Source organism: Mesonia aestuariivivens, from assembly GCF_019311235.1.
GTDB lineage: Bacteria > Bacteroidota > Bacteroidia > Flavobacteriales > Flavobacteriaceae > Mesonia > Mesonia aestuariivivens.
In genome coordinates this window covers 1-15,710 of record NZ_JAHWDF010000003.1, presented here as the reverse complement: position 1 = coordinate 15,710, position 15,710 = coordinate 1, and the positions used below count along the sequence as shown (strand labels likewise).

The window sequence follows — 15,710 nt, the reverse complement described above, 5'->3', positions numbered from 1 at the left end:
TATGAGTGAAGAAAAAGATAAAAAAAATAATCAGAAGCAACTGAATATAGAATTAGATGAAGCAACAGCACAAGGTACTTATAGTAACTTGGCTATTATTAATCATTCAGCTTCTGAGTTTGTGGTAGATTTTGTAAATATTATGCCAGGTGCACCAAAGAGCAAAGTGAAATCAAGAATTATTTTAACTCCGCAGCATGCCAAGCGTTTATTAAAAGCGTTAGGAGATAATATAAATCGTTTTGAAAAGGCTCACGGTGAAATCAAAGATTACGACAAACCGCCAATTCCATTAAATTTTGGCCCAACTGGTCAGGCATAAAACTGAAAACTCCGAAGTGAAAGCTTCGGAGTTTTTTTATACTATTTAATCATAATATATACAAGACCGGTATCTATCACTGAAATAAAAAATGATTTGCGTTAGTGATATTTTAATCATAGCTTTATAACATTAACCAAACCAATAAATTATGAAAAAAATTACTTACTTACTTACTTACATTAGCTAGTTCAGTAATGTGGGCACAAGAAACTTACCCAGAAGTTTATTACTATTATGTAGAAGAAAAAGAAGCTGGAGATTTAGAGCCACTCAGTAAAACTAGAGATAGAGAAAGTCAGGTTTTAACCTTAACTTTTGAGAATAATGAATTCAATTCATTTATTAATAACCAAACTGTATATGTTTTTAAAAAAGCATTCCCTGGAGCTTTGACCGAACGTCTTCAACGTATGTACTATGTTGGGGTAACCTCTGATACATTAGTCAATAGTTTCTATGCTTTTGAAGATATACCCTATGCCGACTTTTTGGGAACCCAAGACTTTGAAGAGTTAAGCATACCAGATGATTATATATCTAATGCCAATATACCTACACAGGGAGTAACTTCACAGGGGTCAACTATAAGTTTACCTGCAAGCTCGTATGCACATTTAGATTTAGTAAATGCAAAACAAGCTTGGAACCTATCTACAGGAAATCCTAACATCGCAATTGGTATTAGAGATAGTCGTATAAACCCAAACCATCCTGACCTAGTTAATAAAATTTCCCAACATTATGGCTCCATACCTTCTAACCCAGGTAGCAGCACAACTTGGCATGGTACCAAGGTGGCTGGGTGTGCAGCAGCAGACACAGATAACGGTATTGGTATTGCCTCTATAGGCTACAATACGAGTATGGTTACTTCAAATGGAGGATCGTCAAATACATCTACCGATCCTAATTTTCCAAACGCAGGACCTTTACCGATGAGTCTTTTATATATAGTACAAAATCATCCAAACGTTAAGGTTATTACCCATAGCAAATTAGAAAGTTGTAATTATATACAAGCAAATGCATTAGTCTATAAAGAAATTTGGGAGCAATATGGAGTGACTGTAATTACTGCTGGCGGCAATGGTAATTGGAAAAATTACTGCCCTGATGCTAACGGAGGCCATCAAGGCTACGCTTATCCAGCATCTTATGATCATGTGATTTCTGTAGGCACCGTAGGACATAATAATCCATACGGATATACTGATTCCAACGGTAATGCTTGGGGCTGGAAGGATGTGCATGAGTTTGTTATTGGCGATGACTATTACACTTTTACCCATAACGACAAAATAGATATTGTGGCTCCGGGCTATGGTATTCCTTCTACGAATTTAGATAATAAATATGCTACAGGGTTTGGAACTTCTTATTCTGGTCCTTTTGTTTGTGGTATTGCTGCTTTAATGTATGATGTAAACCCTAATATAACCCCAGACCAAGTAAAACAAATTTTAATGGATACTGCTGTAGATATTTACCAGATCCCTGAAAACCAACCCTATATTGATATGTTAGGTGCAGGTAGGGTAAATGCCTATGCAGCGGTTCTACAGGCAAAATGTTTAGCCAACCCCACAGCAGGATTGGATTTGATGATGCAAAATTCTGATGATGACTTTGGTATAGAACCAGATACAGTGACCAACCCTATTTGGAACAGTCCCGATATCTGGGTGCGTAACCAACCTGACGGTCATTTGGTACAAGAACATCAAGATTTACATTATGTGAGCAACCAAACGCCCGTATACGTATATGTAAAAGTAACCAATAACAGCTGTGAAACCTCCCTAGGTACAGAAGAGTTAAAACTATACTGGGCAAAAGGAGGTGTTTCTCAAACTTGGCCTGTGGTTTGGAGTACAGGAGCTACGCAAAATAATTTGCCTATAGGCAATGATGTTGGAGCACAAAATATACCTGTATTAGCCCCTGGGGAATCTACCATTCTTGAATTTGAATGGCAACCACATAACCCAGATGATTATGAAAATAACGGAAATTTCACCAAACCTTGGATGTTCTGTTTCTTGGCAAGGATAGAAGCACCTAATGATCCTATGACCTTTACAGAAGTTACCAATGTATCTACCAATACCCGTAACAATAACAATATAGCCTATAAAAATACCACGGTACTTAATGTAAGCGGTGGTCCAAAAGGAACCATTACCGCAGGTAATTATTTTTCAGAAACGCCTACAGTTGTAGACTTTAATTTTTTTACGGTTGGAGCTAACAATACCAACATCTGGAAGCAGGCAGAAATCTCTATAGAATTAGATGAGACGATTTGGGATAATTGGTTAAGAAATAGTGGAGAAGGGAGAAACTATGAAATAGTTAATAAAGAAAAGCATCGTATTTTACTTACTGGTAACCATGCCCAATTAACAAATGTTCCTTTTGGGTCTGATGAAGGAGGGCTCATTACATTAGAAGTGAACTTTTTAACTGATGAAGTAGATTCTCAAGATAATTTTGAGTTACATATAGAACAGTATGATGTATCTCGTGATGAAAGTAAAGGAGGCTTTACCTTCAATGTTAGAAGGGATGTATCAAGACCTGATTTTGAAGCAGAAGGAGAACGTGAAAGAATTAACAATACGACTACATTAAAAGCTATTTCTATCAATGAAAATGCTATCTACAATTGGTATGATGAACAGGGAGAATTAGTACATATGGGAGTACAATTAACTGTAACGGACCCTATAGCGCAAGAATATAAGTTGGAAATTATTGCAGATAGTGACGGACATAAAGATTATACTAGCGTAAATAGTGAAAGCCCCTATAAACTTGAAAGTTTAAGCCCGAACCCTGCCAACGACCAAGTACTGGTAACGTATGAAGCACAGGGTGCTGTTTCAGGTTACATTAGTATTACTTCCATACAAACCGCTGTAAGTAACAACTATATATTAAACGTAAATAATCCCGATTTGAATGTAGATGTTTCCACATATACTCCAGGAATCTATGTGGTTGCTCTTTCTTGTGACGGCGAAATCATCGAAACTAAAAATCTAATAATTCAGTAAAAAATAAAATCATGAAAACAATTATAAAACTAATAATTTGTATGCTAAGCTTTAATAGTTTTGCACAAGTAGCTCCTCTAGAAGATCATACGTGGTATCTGGAGAAAATTATCATTAACAATGCAGATTTTTTGGTTCCCAGTGAATTTGAAAATAATTATAATGCAGATTTTTCTAACAGTGCAGATTATTTACTTAGTGCTCCTTGTTACCCCATTGAGGGAACACTAATCTATAGTCAAAATCAAACTTTTAATATTAATGATGCGGGTACACCTTTGGATTGTGACGGGTTGCCGCAATATGTTGTAGAATATGATGATTTTTTTTTTCATGAGTTAATATTAAGCATTAATACTATATCCAACCCTTTTTCTTACACTTTTACCACCCAACCCAATTATATTGTGTTAACAATTACCAATGCTAATGGAGATCAAGCTATTTACCGTAACCAACAACTTGCGGTGCGGGGTAAGAAAAAAGTAGCGTTTAGCCTTTACCCTAATCCTACGGCAAACAGCTTTCAAGTAGAAATGAGTTCAGGCGAAAAAATAAAATCTATTCGTGTTTTTTCTGTTAACGGAAAAGAGGTGTTGCGTTTTAAGGAAAGTCAAACTAATTATGACGTCTCACAACTTTCAAAAGGTGTTTATTTTGTGAAAATTGAAAGTGAAATTGGGCAAAGCTTAAAGAAAATTGTTAAAAAGTAAATATTAGTAAATAAAAATCCGAAGTTTTTAGCTTCGGATTTTTTTGTGTGTGTTTTTCTGAAATTAAAACTCAGAAGTATAATGGAATTTAATATTCTTGTATTTCTGTTCAGTCATTTGCAAACTAAACATAGAATCTGCTAAAAATACCAATTGACCTCGTTTGTCTTTAGCTAAGTATTTATTCTTAACTCTTTTAAATTCTTTAAACTCTTCGCTCTTTTCATTTTCAGGTTCTACCCAACAAGCTTTGTGTACGTTTAGGGGTTCGTAGGTACATTTGGCACCATATTCATGCTCTAATCTGTATTGAATTACTTCATATTGAAGCGCACCAACCGTACCAATAACTTTTCTATTATTTAATTCTAATCGAAATAATTGTGCCACTCCTTCATCCATTAACTGATCGATACCTTTTTCTAATTGCTTAGACTTCATAGGGTCGGCATTATTAATATACCTAAAATGTTCTGGTGAAAAGCTAGGAATACCTTTATAATTTAAAATTTCACCTTCGGTAAGAGTATCTCCAATTTTAAAATTACCAGTATCATGAAGACCTACAATATCACCAGGGTAAGATGTGTCTACAATTTCTTTCTTTTCAGCGAAAAAAGCATTGGGACTGCTAAATCGTAATTTTTTATTATGCCTTACATGTAAATACGGTACATTTCTTTCAAATTTTCCCGAAACAATTTTAATAAACGCCAAACGATCACGGTGTTTAGGATCCATGTTAGCGTGAATTTTAAATACAAAGCCAGTAAACCCTTTTTCTTTAGGCTCTACAATTCTCGTATCACTCTCTTTAGGTCGAGGCGAAGGAGCTATATCTACAAAGCAATCTAATAATTCTCTAACTCCAAAATTATTTAAAGCAGAACCAAAAAATACAGGTTGTAAATCTCCTGCTTGGTAAGCATTTTTATCAAAATCTGGATAAACTCCTTGTGTTAAATCTATCTCTTCTCTTAGTGTGTTGGCTGCTTTTTCACCAATTAAATCATCCAAATCTGAAGAACTTAAATCTGAAATTTCAATTGTTTCTTCAATATCTTTTCGAGGGTCACCGGTAAATAAATTAATATTTTTTTCCCAGATGTTGTAAATTCCTTTAAAATCGTAGCCCATACCAATAGGGAAACTTAAAGGGCAAACAGTAAGGTTTAGTTTTTGTTCAATTTCATCTAATAAATCAAATGCGTCTTTACCCTCACGATCCATTTTATTAATAAAAACGATCATCGGTATTTTTCGCATTCTACAAACTTCAACAAGTTTTTCGGTTTGTTCCTCTACACCTTTAGCAACATCTATTACTACAATTACACTATCTACAGCAGTTAATGTTCTAAATGTATCTTCAGCAAAATCTTTGTGGCCAGGGGTGTCTAAAATATTTATCTTTATATCACGATATTCAAAAGCTAATACAGAGGTAGCGACAGAAATTCCTCTCTGGCGTTCAATTTCCATAAAGTCACTCGTAGCTCCTTTTTTAATTTTATTAGACTTTACCGCTCCAGCTTCTTGAATAGCTCCACCAAAAAGTAACAACTTTTCTGTTAACGTTGTTTTACCGGCATCGGGGTGAGAAACGATACCAAACGTTCTTCTTCTATTTATTTCTTCTATAAAACTCATGCTGCAAAGATATTGTTTTCTTGTACCTTAACAAGTTTTAAAAAAAATTAATCTAACTGTTACTAAGAGTATATTTTGAAGGTTTCAATTTAGGGGTTTAGGTCATTAAATATTAATTTTCTTACTATAAAAAGAAAGATAAGTAAATGAATAATTAAGAAATTTATAATTGATTTTGTAGCTTTGAAAGCTATGGAAGAAAAAGTTATCCTTGTTAACGAACAAGATGAGCAAGTTGGCTTAATGGAAAAAATTGAAGCTCACGAAAAAGCTTTATTACATCGTGCATTTTCTGTTTTTGTATATAACGATCAAGGTGAAGTAATGCTTCAGCAACGTGCCTTATCAAAATATCATTCTCCTGGTTTATGGACCAACACCTGTTGTAGCCATCAAAGAGAGGGAGAAACCAATATAGACGCAGGTAAAAGACGATTAATGGAAGAAATGGGCTTTACAACAGATCTAGAAGAAACCATTTCTTTTATTTATAAAGCTCCTTTTGATAATGGTTTAAGCGAGCACGAATACGATTATATTCTAATAGGTAAATATAATGGTGAGCCAACGATAAACCCTGCAGAAGTTGCCGCTTGGAAATGGATGAACTTAGAAGAGGTAAAGAAAGACTTAAAAGAAAACCCTTCTAACTATACCGCTTGGTTTAAAATTATTTTCGATAAGCATTATAATTCAATTAAATAATGGGTAATAAAGTTACAGTCAGTAGAAAAGCTCATTTTAATGCAGCACATCGTTTATTTAAAAAAGAATGGAGCGATGAAAAAAACGAACAAGTTTTTGGTAAATGTAGCAATCCCAACTATCACGGTCATAATTATGAACTTATCGTTTCTGTAACCGGAGCTGTAGATCAAGAGACCGGTTTTGTAATGGATATGAAATTGCTGAAGAATTTAATTTATCAAAAAATAGAAAACCATTTTGATCATAAAAATTTAAATATTGAAGTTGAAGAATTTAAAAACTTAAATCCTACCGCAGAAAATATTTCTATGGTCATTTGGAAACGATTAAGAGATGAAATTAATTCTAACTTATCATTAGAAATTACATTATATGAAACTCCTAGAAATTTTGTAACTTATAACGGTTAATCATAATTTATGAAACTTAAAATAGGCGATAAAATACCATCATTCACTCTTACAGATCATGAAGGAAATCTTTTTAAATCTAACAAGGTAATAGGAGATAAGGTATTAGTAATTTATTTTTATCCTAAAAATTTTACTCCTGGCTGTACTAAAGAAGCCTGTAGTTTTAGAGATAGCTACGAAGAATTTAAAAAATTAGGAGCAGAAGTAGTAGGGATAAGTTCAGATTCTGTAGAGTCACATCAAAAATTTAGTAAAAAACACCAATTACCGTATACTTTTCTTTCAGATCCTACAGAAGATATTAGAAAGAAATTTGGTGTAAAGGGTCACTTATTAGGGTTAATCCCAGGAAGAGAAACTTTTGTGATTGATAAAAACGGAATTATAAAATTTAAGTTTAATAGTCTTAGTGCTTCCCAACATATGGAAAAAGCTTTAGAGACGGTAAAAAAAATAAGCAATGAGTAGCCATAAATTACATCCATTAAAATTTGTACCCATTCTCAAAGAAAAAATTTGGGGTGGTGAAAAGCTAAAAAATTATCTTCATAAAGATTCAAAGGGAACTCAAATAGGAGAGAGTTGGGAAATTAGTGATGTAAAAGGCGACTGCTCAATTGTAGCAAATGGTAGTTTAAAAGGAAAGTCATTACAAGAATTGCTAGAAGAATATCAAGCACAATTAGTAGGGGAAACAATTTATAAGCGTTTTAAAAATAAATTTCCTTTACTTATTAAATTTATTGATGCTAAAGAAAATTTATCAGTTCAATTACATCCAGACGATACTTTAGCAAAAGAACGACACAATTCTTTTGGTAAAACTGAAATGTGGTACATTATGCAAGCCGATAAAAACTGCGGAATAATTGTTGGTTTTAAAGATGGAGTGAGCGTAGATGATTATAACCAATCGTTACAAGAAAATACTATTGAAGAAATTTTAAATTTTGAAGAAGTGCAGCCTGGCGATACCTTTTTTATTAAACCAGGTTTAATACACGCTATAGGTAAAGGAGTAGTATTAGCAGAAATACAACAAACTTCAGATATAACTTACCGCGTTTACGATTATAACCGTAAAGATAACGAAGGTAATGAGCGTGATTTACATACAGAAGAAGCCAAAGAAGCCATAGATTTTGAAGCAAATAACGAATATAAAGTAAATTATTCGGCTACAGAGAATGAAAAAACTTCTTTAGTAGAGAATCAATATTTTATCACCAAACAGCTTCAACTATCTAAAAGCTTACATTTAGATTATACAGCAACCGATAGTTTTGTGATTTTAATGAATATTGAAGGAGAAACTCAAGTAGATGTAGATAATTTTAGTGAAACATTACATGCCGGTGAAACACTACTAATCCCTGCTTGTTTTAATCAAGTTAAATTAACTTCAAATAAATCTACATTATTAGAGGTAACTATATGATTTTAGATTACTTTTGCGGAATTAAATTTTATAATTAATTATGGCAAGCGTAAGAATTTTAAAGCGTGATCTTAATTATGTAATGGGCGATATTATTGAAGCTTCTTACATTCATCAGATTGCAAATCCAGATGAAGATCATTCAAAATCAGATCAAATAGTAGAAGATGCAATTTCTTCTTTCAATGAATTTATTGTAGAAATCAACAAAAAAGACGTTGAAAACAGAGGAGATCACTTAAAGAAAGTAAACAAATCATTAGAAGTAAAAGCTAATGATTTAGTGAAAAGAGTGAACGAACTTTAGAAAATAAAAAAAGCGGAACAATTTGTTCCGCTTTTTTTATGATTTTACTTTACTTCTTTTTAATCTTTTATTTTTTCTTCTAAATCATCAAGCTTTTTTCTTTCTTTAATAAAGCTTTTTAATTCTTTACCATATTTAGATTTTCTCACTTTTTTATCTAAAGAATTATAAACAGTATCTAAATATTTTGTGTTAGCATCAAATGCTTCTGTTAGCATAACGTATGGAGCTACTTCAAAATTTTTGTGATTCATAGCAAAATTAACCGTATATAAATATTTTCTTTTTAAGCTATTTTCATATTTTTTATTGACGGCTAGAATTTTTTCTTCATCATTTTCTTTTTGTGCTTCAAAATTTTCTTTAATCAAATCTAGATTTTGATTATTAAAACGTTGCATGATATCTCGGTATTCATTTAGCTTTTCATGATTTTTAGAGCCGCTTACTTGAGCATCTACGGCAAAATTTCTCAAAGAAGTGTTAATGATCATTTCTCCTTCTTCAGCAAAAAACTCTACTATATCATCATTTTTATCTCCGTTTACTTTGTCTAGGTATAAAAATAGAATTTGTGGTTCTTTAAGATTAGCCGCTAAATAGTAATTAGAATCTCCATTTACATCTACAGAATCTAGATTAACGACAAGCGTATCTTTTATTTGTTGCAGATATAGGGTTCCTTTTTTTAGTCCGTTAACTTTTCCTGAAAGCTTAAAGTTAGCTTCTTTGTTAGCACAGGCAAAAATAAAAATAGTCATTAGACCAAGGGTAATCAACTTTTTCATATCATTAATATAAGGCTGCAAATATCATATTTTTTTATTCAAAAACTAATTTCCGGAAGCTATTTGCATTAAAATAGCACAACCGTATGCAGACCAAGTTCCTACTACATATCCCATCACAGCTAGAAGCACGCCCACTGTAGCTAAAGAAGGGTGAAAAGCTGCGGCTACTACGGGAGCAGAAGCTGCGCCTCCAACATTGGCTTGACTACCAACGGCTAAAAAGAAAAATGGTGCTTTTATAATTTTAGCCACTACAATAAGTAATGTAGCATGAATAGCCATCCAAACTAAACCAATAGCAATTAAACCTGGGTCATCAAATATCATGGTAAGGTCCATTTTCATACCTATAGTAGCCACTAGAATATAGATAAAGATACTCCCTATTTTGCTAGCTCCTGCGCCTTCATATTTTTTAGCTTTAGTAAAAGAAAGTAAAATACCTAATAGCGTAGCGATACTAATCATCCAAAAGAAAGTAGAGGTAAAAGAAGAAAGAGCAGAACTCTTGTTATTAAATATTTTAAAATTTGAAGTTAAAAAGTTAGAAATATGATCGGCTCCAAAATGTGCAACGCCAACTGCACCTAAAGCAAGTGCTAGCATCACCATATAATCAGTAAGACTCGGATTTTTAGTAATGCTTTGCGTATAGTTTTCGACTTTATTTTTTAATTCTGTAATTGCTGAAGCATCAGCGTTAAACCATTTATCAATTGCTTTATTTCTACCTATACCTAATAGAATAATGGCCATCCATAAATTAGCAACGACAATATCGACAAAAACCATTCCGCCATATTTTTCAGGATTAAACTTGAAAATTTCCAGCATTGCTGCTTGGTTAGCGCCACCACCAATCCAGCTGCCAGCTAATGTAGCAAGCCCTCGCCAAGTAGCATCTGGACCAATACCACCTACAGTTTCGGGTGAAAATATAGAAATTAACAAAATAGCCAATGGTCCACCAATTACAATACCAATAGTTCCTGTAAAAAACATGATGAGTGCCTTGGGGCCTAAATTAAAAATGGCTTTTAAATCTATACTTAGCGTCATTAAGACTAAAGCGGCGGGTAAAAGAAATCTACTTGCTACAAAATAAAGTTGAGAATTTTCAGAATCTATAACATGAGTAGAGTTTAATATTGCAGGTAATAGGTAGCACATTAATAGCGCTGGTACGAACTTATAAAATTTTCCCCAAAAGCCAGTTTTTATTGAAGAGGTATAAAAAACTGCCCCTAAGAGCAGCATTAACATTCCTAAAACTATAGCATCATTTTCTATAAAAGCTACTTGTTCCATATATAATTTTAGTTTACGTTAAAAAAAGTTCTTCTAAACTTTTAGCGACTCCATCATCAATGCTAGCATCGGTAATCTTATTGGCTACCGCTTTAGATTCTTCTCTAGCGTTGGCAACAGCAATACCTAGACCAACACCATTAATCATTTCTACATCATTGTAATTATCACCAAAAGCAACGGTTTCTTCAATAGATAGGTTGTAATGATTTTTTAATAGGTATTTAATAGCTGTAAGTTTTGAAATTTGTTTGTCGGCAATTTCTATATAGGTGTTTTTAGAACGATAAACGTGCAGTTGATTGCTATAATTATCCTTTAAAAACTGATACATGTTTTCAATTTTATTCTCTTCTCCCATACACATAATCTTATGTGCACCAAGATCACGCTTTCCCCAATCGTCCATCACATCATGAATGTGTTTTATAGAAGGTGTTACTTTGGTATTTCTTTCTTCACGTTTTGCCCAATAGTCATGTGCAGGTACGTGCCACTCGTCTGCATTATAAAGACTTAAATGTACTTGGTTAGTTTCATTAAATTTAGCGAGTTCTTGAATTGTGTTTACAGGAATAGCTGTAGAGCTTACAGGTTTTTCATCTACAAGTAGAAAACCACCGTTGTAACATATAATAGGTTGATTTTCTATTCCTAATTGTTGCTGTAAATGACGCATTGCTTTTGGCATTCTTGCAGAAATTAGTACTACAGGAATATCGTCTTTTATAGCTTTAATGGTTTTTATAGTTCTTTCTGATAATTCTCTCTCCTTATTAAGTAAGGTTCCATCAATATCTGAAAATACAATTTTATAGCTCATAGGGGATTAGTTTAAAATGAAGTTTGAAATTTGTGTTACCAATTCTTTAGAAATGGGAAGTTGAGGTTCATTATAAGATTTTTGGTTAGCAATATCGTCGTTTTTATCTATAATTCTAAATATATGATTCATATCTTCAATAATCACTAATTTGGCTCTGGGTTGAGCTGCTTTTAATTTTTTTGCTTCTTCTAAATTTACTTGTAGGTCTTGATCACCATTAACCAATAAAACAGGAATAGTCAGTTTTTTTATTTCTTGTTGCGGATCGTAATTCATCCAAGATGCCATAAAGGGTTGTACAGATTTTTTAAACAGAGAAGCTAACCCAGGATTAAAATCTTTCGATTTTCCTTTTTTTCTCAATTCATTAAAAGATTCACGAGCACTTTCTTTTAATCCCGGCATTTGTCTGCCAATCTGTTCTACAATTACGCTATCTATAGGTTGTCCTGCACCAGCAATACTTATAAAACCATCAGCATTATTTTGTGCAGCCACCATGCCTACTAACGAACCTTGACTATGACCTATAATATAAATACTAGTAAACTGTTTATCGTTTTTAAATTTTTTAAGCACCGCAATAGCATCTTCAATAAAATCACCAAAACGCATATCTTCTTCTTTTGTCTCTAACTTTTGCGCTTTTAATATTCGTTTGTCATATCTAAAAGAAGCTATATTGTGTGTAGAGAGAGCTTCTGCTAGTTTTTTAGAAGAATCGTTTTTCATCATCATCTGGTTACCATTACGATCGGTGGGGCCAGAACCATTAATAATAATTGCTAAAGGAATATTTTTTTGTCTTGGTGCTAATAATGTTCCTTCTACATATCGATTAATTCTAATATCATTAGCGATAAAATTTTCTTGTGCATGAGTCAGGAAAAAACACATAAAGGTGAAAATGAAAAATTTTAATTTCATATTAGCTGTTTAATTTTAAGCTATAAATTTATAATAAAAAATAACCTTAGCCTTAAACTGAAATGATAAGTGTTGAATTTTAAAATTTATTATAAGTATATGTCGAGTTACTTTTATATTTTCGGCTTCTAAATGAATTGAAATGAAAATTAAGATATTTTTACTGATAGTTATATTAAGTCTTGGCAATACTATACACGCAAACAATAAAGAAGACTGGGGGAAGAATGGTCATCGAAGTACTGCTAAAATTGCTGAAGGTTATCTAAAGAGAAAAACCGCCAGAAAAATAGAAAAATTACTAGATGGTAAATCTTTAGCTTTAGTTTCAACTTTTGGAGATGATATTAAAAGTGATCCTAAGTATAGAAAATACAGCAAATGGCATTATGTAAATATTCCTGAAGGTAAAACTTATGCTGAGGTAGAAAATCAATTAGGTGAAAATTTAATTTGGGCAATACAAGAATGTGTTTCTAAATTGAAAAACGAACATACTTCAAAGAAAGATAAGCAGTTTTTCTTAAAGATGCTTGTGCATTTAGTGGGAGATTTACATCAACCTCTTCATGTTGGTAGAGCGGAAGATAAAGGTGGAAATGATATAGAAGTGAAATGGTTTAATAAAAGCTCTAACCTTCACCGTGTTTGGGACAGTGAAATGATTAATTTTTTTGATATGAGCTATTCAGACTTAGCTATAAATCAGAAAAAATTAACTAAAAAAGAACTTAAAGCAATTCAGGAAGGAGATGTTGTAGATTGGGCGCAGGATTCTCGAGTTTTAGTAAATAAAGTTTATAATTCAGCTAAAGAAGGTGATAAACTTTACTATGGTTATATGTACGATTGGTTTACACAAGTTAGAGCCCAATTGCAAAAAGGCGGTATTCGTTTGGCTGTGCTTTTAAATGATGTTTTTGCTTAAACCCATTTACCTTTTAGAAATACTATTGTGAGTGATATGTTTTTGCCTTGAAGATTTAAAGGTATTTACATCATCAGTCCTTAAATTTTGATGTTTTGTTTTTCTACCCTGTACACGTTTACGCCACATTCTAAAGCTAGATGCTTTCATGTGTTTTTGCATAAATTTAATCACATCTTTTTCTGTTAATTCAAATTGAAATTCAATAGCTTCAAAAGGAGTGCGATCTTCCCAAGCCATTTCTATAATTCTGTCAATTTCTCTGTCGGTGAATTTTTTCATAAATTTTCTATCCAGTTTTGTGCTTCTTTTTTCTCTTGTTGAGTAAAATATTTAATTTCGGTATTCTTAAATGGTTTCATAAGCTGCGTTAACCATTCTTGCCATTCTTTACTGCAAACCATCGCTATTTTATGAAGCTGATTTTGTGAATCAATATCAATTTCAAGGTTTTTCCAAGTATCGATTGCCGACCATTCATCAAAATTTTTTATTTCAAAATACCAATTTACATAGTCGTTAACATCAGTTTTTCGTTCTAAAAAAGGAATCAACTGTTGGTAATCATCAAGGTCTAGATTTTCTTCGGCTATAGTATAAATTGCATTTCCTTTACACTCCAATGAAATCATAACTTTTTTAAGCAAAGTTATCTTTTATAAATCAATAGCTTTCTTAAACATTCTGTAAAAGTTTAGTTTTGAGAAGTTAATAAATCTTAAATATTTAAAGTTAGAGAATTCTAAACGTAAGATTAATACGTTTATCGATTTTTTTTTGAGTTTTTGGTATTTGGTGCTGCCAAAAATGTTGAGTTTCTCCTTTCATTAAGAGTAAACTGCCGTGCTCAAGTAGGAGTTTATGATTTAATTGATGGTTAGATTTGTGTCTAAGTTTAAAATTCCGCTCGGCTCCTAAACTTAATGAAGCAATTATGGGATTTTTCCCTAATTCTTTTTCATCATCGGCATGCCACCCATTACTGTCTTTTCCGTCTCTGTATAAATTTGCAAGGCAAGAAGTGAATTCTAAATCCGCTAATTTTTCAATATCACTTTTTATTTTTTGTAAAGTAGAAGTAAAAGGTAGGGGTTTCATTTTTAGTGAAGAATAAGAGTAAGTTTTGATATTATTAGCGTAAAAGGCAGTAAGTCGAGGTTGCCAGTATAATTTTCCGAAAATCTTTATTTGATCTTCTTTCCATTTAATTTTTTGAATCAACTCTTGAAACAAAATATTCGATTTTTCTTCGGAATAAAAATTCGGATAATATAATAGAGTAGAATCTGGTAATTTTAAATCTATTTCTTTCATTTTCTAATAGGCTAAATAATAATAAGCCCAATACATTAATACAAATTGAAGCGGAATTCTTAAAATAAGTACCCATTTAGGTAAGCCTGATCCAGCTTTTTCTGAGCTTAACATATAAAAATGTACTAAAAAGAATACAGCAAGCATAGCAATTATACCGTAAATAGCTGTATTTTTAGTTGAAGAAAAACAAAGACCAATACCAAGAATAATTTCTGCAATTCCACTTAAGTACACTAATAATTTATGCGCTGGTAAATAATTAGGCATAATTCTCATATACATTTTAGGTTTAATAAAATGATTAATGCCAGCTAATACATAGATAATAGCCATGAGGTAAAGATGCCAAGGATAGTCCATTCTTTTAATTTAAAGATAAGAAAAATATGTTAAGAAATTCCAATTCAAAATTTATAGTTTTCTACTCCATTGATTAATAAAACATTATAAGTTATATTAAATAAAAATTAAGAAAACATTAAAAAAAGTTTGTTTAGGGAAGAAAAAGAGGTGTATATTTGCATCCGCTTTTAGAGATAGAAGTATGTTCATTGAGAGTGTAGTTTGGGTTTAGATTAAGTTAGAGATTTGGTTAAAAGAAAGTTTTATTTTTCTTGCTAGAATTAAAATTAGTTTTACATTTGCATCCGCTTTTAGAGGTAGCGAAAGTTCATAGAGAAGATGTGTTTTTAAGTTGAAAAACTTAAAAAAAATAAAACTAAAAAAAACTTATTTTTTCATTGCAGGTTTAGAAATTAGTTTTACATTTGCACCCGCAAAACGCGCTAAGCGTCTACGTTCATAACGAGGTATTAAAGAAAAGAAAAGCTAGGGAATAGCGATTAACTGTAGAGTTAATAAGTAAGGTTCGACTCCTTTATTTTCGACAAAAACGGAAGTCTTTTTTAAAGGTTGAAGTTATATGAGTTCATTGAAGTATTGATTGACAGTAAAAACGAATTAAGGCTAAATAGCTAATTTTTAAATTTTGAGTCTTGTTTCT

At 32.2% G+C, this 15,710-nt stretch carries 18 protein-coding genes; 9 read left to right on the top strand and 9 right to left on the bottom strand.

What is annotated here, in order from left to right; all coding sequences use genetic code 11:
- Nucleotide 1: 1 nt before the first annotated feature.
- The 3 genes from KW502_RS03300 (at nt 2) to KW502_RS03290 (ending at nt 4,094) form a co-directional block, all read left to right on the top strand.
- A complete protein-coding gene (locus KW502_RS03300; protein ID WP_219039119.1) occupies nt 2–322 on the top strand; it encodes a DUF3467 domain-containing protein in 321 nt (106 codons plus the stop codon).
- Nucleotides 323–519: 197 nt separating this feature from the next.
- On the top strand, nt 520–3,381 hold the full coding sequence (locus KW502_RS03295; RefSeq protein WP_219039118.1) for a S8 family serine peptidase: 2,862 nt from the start codon (nt 520–522) through the stop codon (nt 3,379–3,381).
- An 11-nt stretch (nt 3,382–3,392) separates the two neighbouring features.
- Nucleotides 3,393–4,094, top strand: a complete 702-nt coding sequence (locus KW502_RS03290) for a T9SS type A sorting domain-containing protein (protein ID WP_219039117.1) — start codon at nt 3,393–3,395, stop codon at nt 4,092–4,094.
- Nucleotides 4,095–4,157: 63 nt separating this feature from the next.
- On the opposite strand, the gene KW502_RS03285 is transcribed toward KW502_RS03290, so the two are convergent.
- Nucleotides 4,158–5,744 carry a peptide chain release factor 3 gene (locus KW502_RS03285; RefSeq protein WP_219039116.1) on the bottom strand — a complete coding sequence of 529 codons (1,587 nt, stop codon included), beginning with the start codon at nt 5,742–5,744 and terminating at the stop codon, nt 4,158–4,160.
- Between the two features lie 192 nt (nt 5,745–5,936).
- Between KW502_RS03285 and idi the strand changes: the two genes are divergently transcribed.
- From idi to KW502_RS03260, 5 genes are read left to right on the top strand one after another with little or no spacing between them, the layout of a single operon-like run.
- Nucleotides 5,937–6,449 (top strand): isopentenyl-diphosphate Delta-isomerase, encoded by a 513-nt coding sequence (gene idi / locus KW502_RS03280; RefSeq protein ID WP_219039115.1) that lies wholly within the window; start codon nt 5,937–5,939, stop codon nt 6,447–6,449.
- Complete coding sequence (locus KW502_RS03275; protein WP_219039114.1) at nt 6,449–6,862, top strand: 6-pyruvoyl trahydropterin synthase family protein; 414 nt, start codon at nt 6,449–6,451, stop codon at nt 6,860–6,862. The genes idi and KW502_RS03275 overlap by 1 nt, the downstream gene beginning before the upstream one ends.
- A gap of 9 nt (nt 6,863–6,871) precedes the next feature.
- Nucleotides 6,872–7,333, top strand: coding sequence for a peroxiredoxin (locus tag KW502_RS03270; RefSeq protein WP_219039113.1), 462 nt, complete (start codon nt 6,872–6,874; stop codon nt 7,331–7,333).
- On the top strand, nt 7,326–8,303 hold the full coding sequence (locus KW502_RS03265; RefSeq protein ID WP_219039112.1) for a type I phosphomannose isomerase catalytic subunit: 978 nt from the start codon (nt 7,326–7,328) through the stop codon (nt 8,301–8,303). Before KW502_RS03270 ends, KW502_RS03265 begins: the two co-directional genes overlap by 8 nt.
- A gap of 40 nt (nt 8,304–8,343) precedes the next feature.
- Nucleotides 8,344–8,610, top strand: a complete 267-nt coding sequence (locus tag KW502_RS03260; protein WP_219039111.1) for a hypothetical protein — start codon at nt 8,344–8,346, stop codon at nt 8,608–8,610.
- A gap of 59 nt (nt 8,611–8,669) precedes the next feature.
- Here KW502_RS03260 and KW502_RS03255 read toward each other — a convergent pair whose 3' ends face one another.
- Genes KW502_RS03255 through KW502_RS03240 form a run of 4 tightly spaced genes read right to left on the bottom strand, consistent with a single transcriptional unit; the run spans nt 8,670 to nt 12,462 of the window.
- Complete coding sequence (locus tag KW502_RS03255) at nt 8,670–9,398, bottom strand: DUF4369 domain-containing protein (protein ID WP_219039110.1); 729 nt, start codon at nt 9,396–9,398, stop codon at nt 8,670–8,672.
- Between the two features lie 45 nt (nt 9,399–9,443).
- Nucleotides 9,444–10,709 (bottom strand): DUF819 family protein, encoded by a 1,266-nt coding sequence (locus tag KW502_RS03250; RefSeq protein ID WP_219039109.1) that lies wholly within the window; start codon nt 10,707–10,709, stop codon nt 9,444–9,446.
- A 13-nt stretch (nt 10,710–10,722) separates the two neighbouring features.
- Entirely contained in the window at nt 10,723–11,532 is an 810-nt protein-coding gene (locus tag KW502_RS03245) for a Cof-type HAD-IIB family hydrolase (protein ID WP_219039108.1), read from the bottom strand.
- A 6-nt stretch (nt 11,533–11,538) separates the two neighbouring features.
- Nucleotides 11,539–12,462 (bottom strand): alpha/beta fold hydrolase, encoded by a 924-nt coding sequence (locus KW502_RS03240; protein WP_219039107.1) that lies wholly within the window; start codon nt 12,460–12,462, stop codon nt 11,539–11,541.
- A 142-nt stretch (nt 12,463–12,604) separates the two neighbouring features.
- Here KW502_RS03240 and KW502_RS03235 point away from each other — a divergent pair, with 142 nt between their 5' ends.
- On the top strand, nt 12,605–13,390 hold the full coding sequence (locus KW502_RS03235) for a S1/P1 nuclease (protein ID WP_219039106.1): 786 nt from the start codon (nt 12,605–12,607) through the stop codon (nt 13,388–13,390).
- A gap of 6 nt (nt 13,391–13,396) precedes the next feature.
- On the opposite strand, the gene KW502_RS03230 is transcribed toward KW502_RS03235, so the two are convergent.
- The 4 genes from KW502_RS03230 to KW502_RS03215 all read right to left on the bottom strand — a co-directional run bounded on the left by KW502_RS03230 (nt 13,397) and on the right by KW502_RS03215 (nt 15,067).
- Entirely contained in the window at nt 13,397–13,672 is a 276-nt protein-coding gene (locus tag KW502_RS03230) for a TIGR03643 family protein (RefSeq protein WP_219039105.1), read from the bottom strand.
- Complete coding sequence (locus tag KW502_RS03225; RefSeq protein ID WP_219039104.1) at nt 13,669–14,022, bottom strand: SpoIIAA family protein; 354 nt, start codon at nt 14,020–14,022, stop codon at nt 13,669–13,671. The genes KW502_RS03230 and KW502_RS03225 overlap by 4 nt, the downstream gene beginning before the upstream one ends.
- Before the next feature lie 100 nt (nt 14,023–14,122).
- Nucleotides 14,123–14,704, bottom strand: a complete 582-nt coding sequence (locus tag KW502_RS03220; protein WP_219039103.1) for an alpha-ketoglutarate-dependent dioxygenase AlkB family protein — start codon at nt 14,702–14,704, stop codon at nt 14,123–14,125.
- A gap of 3 nt (nt 14,705–14,707) precedes the next feature.
- Nucleotides 14,708–15,067: a DoxX family protein gene (locus KW502_RS03215; RefSeq protein WP_219039102.1), complete on the bottom strand. Its 360-nt coding sequence runs from the start codon at nt 15,065–15,067 to the stop codon at nt 14,708–14,710.
- Between the last annotated feature and the right edge of the window lie 643 nt (nt 15,068–15,710).

Excerpts from the sequence above, each read along its gene's own strand:
- KW502_RS03220 (WP_219039103.1), bottom strand. The coding sequence starts at position 14,704 with ATGAAAGAAATAGATTTAAAATTACCAGATTCTACTCTATTATATTAT.
- KW502_RS03285 (WP_219039116.1), bottom strand. The coding sequence starts at position 5,744 with ATGAGTTTTATAGAAGAAATAAATAGAAGAAGAACGTTTGGTATCGTT.
- KW502_RS03275 (WP_219039114.1), top strand. The coding sequence starts at position 6,449 with ATGGGTAATAAAGTTACAGTCAGTAGAAAAGCTCATTTTAATGCAGCA.
- KW502_RS03265 (WP_219039112.1), top strand. The coding sequence starts at position 7,326 with ATGAGTAGCCATAAATTACATCCATTAAAATTTGTACCCATTCTCAAA.
- KW502_RS03295 (WP_219039118.1), top strand. The coding sequence starts at position 520 with ATGTGGGCACAAGAAACTTACCCAGAAGTTTATTACTATTATGTAGAA.
- KW502_RS03300 (WP_219039119.1), top strand. The coding sequence starts at position 2 with ATGAGTGAAGAAAAAGATAAAAAAAATAATCAGAAGCAACTGAATATA.
- KW502_RS03250 (WP_219039109.1), bottom strand. The coding sequence starts at position 10,709 with ATGGAACAAGTAGCTTTTATAGAAAATGATGCTATAGTTTTAGGAATG.
- KW502_RS03225 (WP_219039104.1), bottom strand. The coding sequence starts at position 14,022 with ATGATTTCATTGGAGTGTAAAGGAAATGCAATTTATACTATAGCCGAA.
- KW502_RS03270 (WP_219039113.1), top strand. The coding sequence starts at position 6,872 with ATGAAACTTAAAATAGGCGATAAAATACCATCATTCACTCTTACAGAT.
- idi (WP_219039115.1), top strand. The coding sequence starts at position 5,937 with ATGGAAGAAAAAGTTATCCTTGTTAACGAACAAGATGAGCAAGTTGGC.
- KW502_RS03240 (WP_219039107.1), bottom strand. The coding sequence starts at position 12,462 with ATGAAATTAAAATTTTTCATTTTCACCTTTATGTGTTTTTTCCTGACT.
- KW502_RS03230 (WP_219039105.1), bottom strand. The coding sequence starts at position 13,672 with ATGAAAAAATTCACCGACAGAGAAATTGACAGAATTATAGAAATGGCT.
- KW502_RS03245 (WP_219039108.1), bottom strand. The coding sequence starts at position 11,532 with ATGAGCTATAAAATTGTATTTTCAGATATTGATGGAACCTTACTTAAT.
- KW502_RS03290 (WP_219039117.1), top strand. The coding sequence starts at position 3,393 with ATGAAAACAATTATAAAACTAATAATTTGTATGCTAAGCTTTAATAGT.
- KW502_RS03235 (WP_219039106.1), top strand. The coding sequence starts at position 12,605 with ATGAAAATTAAGATATTTTTACTGATAGTTATATTAAGTCTTGGCAAT.
- KW502_RS03255 (WP_219039110.1), bottom strand. The coding sequence starts at position 9,398 with ATGAAAAAGTTGATTACCCTTGGTCTAATGACTATTTTTATTTTTGCC.
- KW502_RS03215 (WP_219039102.1), bottom strand. The coding sequence starts at position 15,067 with ATGGACTATCCTTGGCATCTTTACCTCATGGCTATTATCTATGTATTA.
- KW502_RS03260 (WP_219039111.1), top strand. The coding sequence starts at position 8,344 with ATGGCAAGCGTAAGAATTTTAAAGCGTGATCTTAATTATGTAATGGGC.